Source organism: Martelella alba (genome assembly GCF_005217455.1).
In the GTDB taxonomy this organism is placed as follows: domain Bacteria; phylum Pseudomonadota; class Gammaproteobacteria; order Enterobacterales; family Enterobacteriaceae; genus Acerihabitans.
On record NZ_SZPQ01000158.1, the window covers coordinates 1 to 276 of the forward strand.

The 276-nt window shown below is 65.6% G+C and carries 1 protein-coding gene; it reads left to right on the forward strand.

Translation table 11 applies throughout. The annotated features are described in order from the left end of the window. A partial coding sequence (locus FCN80_RS26190) for an IS66 family transposase (protein ID WP_170975548.1) occupies nucleotides 1-276 on the forward strand: 276 nt, incomplete at both ends.

Sequence of the window (276 nt, forward strand, 5' to 3'; positions counted from 1 at the left end):
CGCGTTCAAGGTGATTAAAACCCGTCGCACAAAGAAAGCCTGCGCCCGTTGCGATACCATTGTCCAGGCACCGGCGCCGTCGCGTCCCATCGAGCGCGGCATCGCCGGCCCAGGCCTGCTCTCAAGGGTGATGACGGCGAAATACGCCGAACACCAGCCGCTGTATCGCCTGTCGGAAATCTTCGCCCGCCAGGGCGTGGCGCTGAGCCGGGCCACGATGGCCGGTTGGGTAGGACTGTGCAGTAACCTGCTGGCGCCGCTGGCCGACGCGGTATG